5 protein-coding genes are annotated in these 4,657 nt (G+C 57.4%); 1 reads left to right on the top strand and 4 read right to left on the bottom strand.

From position 1 onward, the window contains the following. Positions 1–47 precede the first annotated feature (47 nt). The 4 genes from DC28_RS02050 to DC28_RS02035 are packed head-to-tail and all read right to left on the bottom strand — an operon-like array spanning position 48 to position 3,205. Entirely contained in the window at positions 48–638 is a 591-nt protein-coding gene (locus DC28_RS02050) for a methylated-DNA--[protein]-cysteine S-methyltransferase (RefSeq protein WP_052078340.1), read from the bottom strand. A 9-nt stretch (positions 639–647) separates the two neighbouring features. Beyond that, a complete protein-coding gene (locus tag DC28_RS02045; protein WP_156104537.1) occupies positions 648–1,139 on the bottom strand; it encodes a hypothetical protein in 492 nt (163 codons plus the stop codon). A 7-nt stretch (positions 1,140–1,146) separates the two neighbouring features. Beyond that, complete coding sequence (hflX, locus tag DC28_RS02040; RefSeq protein WP_037545200.1) at positions 1,147–2,424, bottom strand: GTPase HflX; 1,278 nt, start codon at positions 2,422–2,424, stop codon at positions 1,147–1,149. A 10-nt stretch (positions 2,425–2,434) separates the two neighbouring features. Continuing rightward, the gene (locus DC28_RS02035; protein ID WP_037545197.1) at positions 2,435–3,205 is read right to left on the bottom strand and encodes a hypothetical protein; all 771 of its coding nucleotides are present in this window, start codon (positions 3,203–3,205) and stop codon (positions 2,435–2,437) included. A gap of 415 nt (positions 3,206–3,620) precedes the next feature. On the opposite strand from DC28_RS02035, the gene DC28_RS02025 reads away from it, so the two are divergent. Next, positions 3,621–4,604 (top strand): hypothetical protein, encoded by a 984-nt coding sequence (locus DC28_RS02025; protein ID WP_037545191.1) that lies wholly within the window; start codon positions 3,621–3,623, stop codon positions 4,602–4,604. The last annotated feature ends 53 nt before the right edge of the window (positions 4,605–4,657 follow it).

The following is a 4,657-nucleotide window of genomic DNA, read 5'->3' as shown; positions in this document are numbered from 1 at the left end:
TGCTCTGGGGGTTTCTGAGGCACAAAAAAGTTACAGGCTTTTGCGCACTACAAAAGGGCTAGAGCAGGATTGTTTGCCGGATCAGCCGATTCAATAGATAACAGATATCTTTTTACCTTTTTCCCATCATCGGGATCGGCGCCGGGGGCGCTCCGGGCGGTGTAGCTGCCCAGGCCGCCGGATTTGGGCAGGACCCGGTGGCAGGGCACGATAATCGGAATGGGATTGCGTCCTACGGCATTTCCCACAGCCCGGGGGGCCTGTTTCCGGCCGACCTTCTGGGCGACCTCTCCGTAGGTAAGGGTGGTACCGTAGGGAATCTTCAAGAGTCGCTGCCAAACATCCTGCTGGAAGCTGGTTCCCTGGTTCAGGTACAAGGGAATGTCAAAGTGTTGCCGTGTACCCTTGAAATACTCCTCCAGCTGGTAGGCCACATCCCCGCAGGCATACTTGTTCTCCTCCAGATGGGAGCCTGGAAATAGGTCGGAATGGATGGCGGAGTAGCTGAGCCGGATGAGGGTTCCTTCCCGGTTTACGACAATGAAAAGGGGTCCTACCGGGGAGGAATAGCTGTGCCAGTACAAAACGGCCCCGGGTAGACCCGGTGGGGATGCAGGGGATTTGACGGTATGGGTCATGGTAGGTTCCTACTTTCCGGGCCTAAAGGATACTCCTAGGTAGCTCGGTTGTATCTGTAGATCTAATCCCTGGGTTACCTGGATGCTTCCGTCGGGTTCTACAGGAATTGCATCGTAGGGGGATGTTAACAAGCCGGCTAAGATGACGAAGCCCAGACCTGCTCCCATGAAGCTCAGGGACATGATGCCCTTGGACTGGTACGAGTCGTAATAGCCCTGCTGAATCGCCTCGGAGTCACCCTGTTCCAGGGCGTTTTGGTAGGCGCCGTAGTCGGCAATGGAAAAGGCGCCTAGGGTCCCGCCGATGATGGTGCTTCCTACTCCGATGAAGTACATCATGGGGCCCAGGGGATTGATGGTATCCCGGATTGGTTCCGGTTTTGCCTGGGGCTGTTCCGGGGCAGGGTCCGTACTTTGGGCTAGGGCGGCAGCGGGTACGGCCAGGGCAAGGAGCAGGCTGAGCAATACCGAGACTAGCTTGTGCATCGTCGGGTGTTTCATAGGATAACTATATCACATCCTGGGAGATTTTATAGGGCTCAAAATGGGAAACCAGGCGTTCGGGTATGGTTCCTTGGAGGTGGATTCCCGATTCTTGGTACTTCTTTTCTTCCACAACTCCGCTGCGGTGGGCCAGGGCGACCAGGTCTTCCCGGGCGAAGGGCAGCAGTACGCAGAAGCGTTGGAATCGCCCCCGCAAGAAATCCTTAAGCTCCTGGGCCAGAAGATCCAAGCCCTGGCCGGTAATGGCGCTTATGCAGACCGCCTCGGGATAGGCGCTTTGCAGAGCGGTGAGGGTTGCCTCCGGGGCCGCGTCGATTTTGTTAAATACCAGAAGGCGGGGTGCGGTGGCGCCGATTTCCTGGAGTACGGTTTCCGTGGTGGTAAGGTGGGGAATGACCTCGGGATTCGAGGCATCGGCTAGGTGAATCAGGAGGTCCGCCCGGGTGGTTTCCTCCAGGGTGGAGCGGAAGGCGTCGACCAGGCCGTGGGGTAGTTTTCGGATGAATCCTACGGTGTCGGTTAGCAGCATGGCCAGACCGTCTCCCAGCTCGAACCGCCGGGTGGTGGGATCCAGGGTGGCGAAGAGCTTGTCTTCCACGAGGATTTCCGCCTGGGTCAGGGTTTTGAGCAGGCTGGATTTTCCGGCGTTGGTGTAGCCCACCAGGGCGGCGGTGGGTACGGGAACCGATTCCCGGCCCTTGCGCAGGGTTGCCCGCTGTTTCTGCACCTGCTGCAGGTCCTGTTTAATCTTGGCGATTCTCGCTTCAATGATCCGGCGGTCTGCTTCGATCTGCTTTTCACCCTCACCCCGGGTTCCCCGGGTTCCTCCGCGCTGGCGGCCGAGGTGGGTCCAGGCCCGGGTAAGCCGGGGAAGGGCGTATTCGTACCGGGCCAGGTCGACTTGGAGGCGGGCTTCTTTCGTCTGGGCGCGTTGGGCGAATATTTCCAGGATTACCAGTTGGCGGTCGAGAACCGGGAGGCCCGAGAGCCGCTCCCAGTTGCGCTGCTGGCTGGGGGAGAGGTCGCTGTCGATGATGAGGATATCCGCTTCTGCCTCTTCGGCGGCCTGGATAATCTCGTCGGCTTTGCCGGTACCGAGAATGAGCTTGGGGTTCGGATCGCTTATCTTTGCCGTGAGGTTGGCGACCGCCTGGGCGCCCATGGTCTCGGTAAGGCGGATGAGCTCTTCCAGGTGGGCTTTTGCCTGCCCCGGGTTTTCGCCGGGATCTTGAATCCCGACCAGGAAGGCCCGGTCGGGTTCAAGGGTGGTGTGTTCAATCATAGACTCCAGATTACAATATCATGGCCGACCGTGCCCAGTCGTAATGGTCTCTCCGTAGCTCGTCAATGGTGGGCATGGGGTACATGATCAATGATTTGTTGTCGCCCACGTAGACGCCGCGGTTGATGATTTGGTAACTGAAGCTTTCTACGTGGCTGCGTTCGACGTTTTTATTCTGTTTTTCCGGTATGGTGAGAACCTGATCGACACAGTGGGTAAAGTGCTCCAGATTCCGGTCGTAGGTCGCCCCGATATTACCTGTTTTGGTGGGGTCATCCAGGTTGATGGTCTTCAGATCAGCGAAGGCAACCTTGGGTACCGATACGTGGTTCTTCGGATTGGTCATGTAGCCGCAGAATTCCTGGGGATTCAGCCGGCTGACTACCAGGGGATTGATGGGGCATAGCTCGTTGTACACGTAGTATTTTGCATGAGGACCTTCTTCCGAAAAGGCTTGTTTTTCGAGTTCCAGGGTTCGGCCGTCGGGGGTGGTCAGAAACAGGTGCTTCATGGCATCCAGGGGAACATGCTCCAGGGAGCGGTACACCGAAAGCCAGACGGAGTTTTTCGGCCGGCCGTCCTCGTGGGGGATGCAGCGTTTCTTGGCATCCGCCCAGTCAAAATAGCTGCCGTGGCCGCCCTCAACCTCGATGAACATAATTCGCTCGTAGCTGCCGTTTTTTGCCCCGGTGGCCATATAGGCTCCGAATTGTTCAGGGTTCAGGTTGCTGGCAATCAGCGCCTCGGTGGGGAACAGGGACAGGTAGTAACGGATTTCCATGGTTTTGCCTCCGGTTTGATGGGTAATTTCGCCTCCCGTTGCGGAACCCCGCAGTGGGTAAATCTAGCTGAATTTTACGCCCCCTTCCGGGAGGTGTAAAGGTTTTTTCTGTTTACCCGGTCCCGGGGGATGCAAATTGGACAGAATCACCCCAAAATCTGTTCCAGGTATAGTACACTATGGCCATGAACGGGAGCGATAGGTCTAATAATCGTGCCCCCAACTGTCTAAAATGTTTGTACTTTAAGGTGAGTTGGGATCCCGCGTTTCCGCGGACCTGTACGATGTTTGGAATTAAGAGCAAGGAGATGCCGAGTATGGCGGTGCTGAGGTCCACGGGGCAGCAGTGTCCCGCTTTTGTCGTTAATCCGAAAGTGAGAGGTGAATGATACTTCGTCGATTATACAATGCGGCCATGGGGCTGTTTTTTTTGGCTTTAGGGGTGATTCTAACGGGCTGCGGCTCCGTACCCCCCGACCGGGTACCGGTGGTCCGGTTTATAGAGATTCTGCCGTCCATGCTGGAAGAGGCAGAGGAGAAAACCCGGGAGTTTTGGGAGGATCCCCAGGAGGGCATCCGCAGAAAGCAGGAGGAGACCCAGGTTGCCGGGTTCGGTATGGGAACCGAACCCCGGGTATACTATCTCCAGGCCGGGGATGAGTTTCAGCTGAATTTGAATCCCCTGGGCGCCGATTCCGCACCCACGGATCCCGAGCTTGCGGTGCTGCTTACCCGGGAGGGTGGGTATTTTGAGCTTCAACACCGTCTGGCTATGACGAATGACGGGGGTAACGGTTCAGCTATTAGTTTTGACGGCTTGGTCTGGCACATGGCTAATGGAAAGAAGGCTCCGGGGGAGAAACCCGGGGAGAAGCCGGTAATACTGAACTGGGTAATCTACGATACCCCAGAACCCCGGTTCGATCAGGGCCCGTCTGGCCCCGTGCAATCCCGGGCGAACCTGCAGTGGGATATGTACCTGAATCCCGCAGTGACCAGGGATGATGCCTATTGGATCTGGGATTCGCCCCAGCGCCCCCAGGGGGCCATGAGCCGGGGTATGGTCTTTAATGCCCGGGACAAGGGGGAAATTTCCTACCCCCTGAGTGAACGGGTGGTGTGGTTTCCCAAGGGAGCCCGGGTCCGTCTTGCCTTTAATTTCATTAGTAACCTGGTAACCGCGGAAACCCGGGGTGGGATTACCACCTTCCGGGTGCTCCGGGACTTCTATGTGTATCCCAAGGGGCAGCAGAATGTTTCGGTAAGCTTCGACGGCGAGGATTGGGCCAACTATTTCTGGAGTTTCCGGCTGGAGCAGATTGAGGACTCCCGGGCTGTTGCATCGGACGTGGTGCGCTACACCGTAGGGCTCAAGCTGGAGTACACCGGCCGGAAGTAGGCCGGCCGGATAGCCAGTCCCGGCCGGATAGTCAGTCCCGGCCGGATTGTCAG

The sequence above is a fragment of the Spirochaeta lutea genome, assembly GCF_000758165.1.
In the GTDB taxonomy this organism is placed as follows: domain Bacteria; phylum Spirochaetota; class Spirochaetia; order DSM-27196; family Salinispiraceae; genus Spirochaeta_D; species Spirochaeta_D lutea.
The sequence above is the reverse complement of the archived record's forward strand: the minus strand, read 5'-3'. Positions and strand labels throughout refer to the sequence as shown.

Coding starts and splice junctions, on each gene's coding strand:
- DC28_RS02050 (WP_052078340.1), bottom strand. CDS start 638: ATGACCCATACCGTCAAATCCCCTGCATCCCCACCGGGTCTACCCGGG.
- DC28_RS02045 (WP_156104537.1), bottom strand. CDS start 1,139: ATGAAACACCCGACGATGCACAAGCTAGTCTCGGTATTGCTCAGCCTG.
- hflX (WP_037545200.1), bottom strand. CDS start 2,424: ATGATTGAACACACCACCCTTGAACCCGACCGGGCCTTCCTGGTCGGG.
- DC28_RS02035 (WP_037545197.1), bottom strand. CDS start 3,205: ATGGAAATCCGTTACTACCTGTCCCTGTTCCCCACCGAGGCGCTGATT.
- DC28_RS02025 (WP_037545191.1), top strand. CDS start 3,621: ATGGGGCTGTTTTTTTTGGCTTTAGGGGTGATTCTAACGGGCTGCGGC.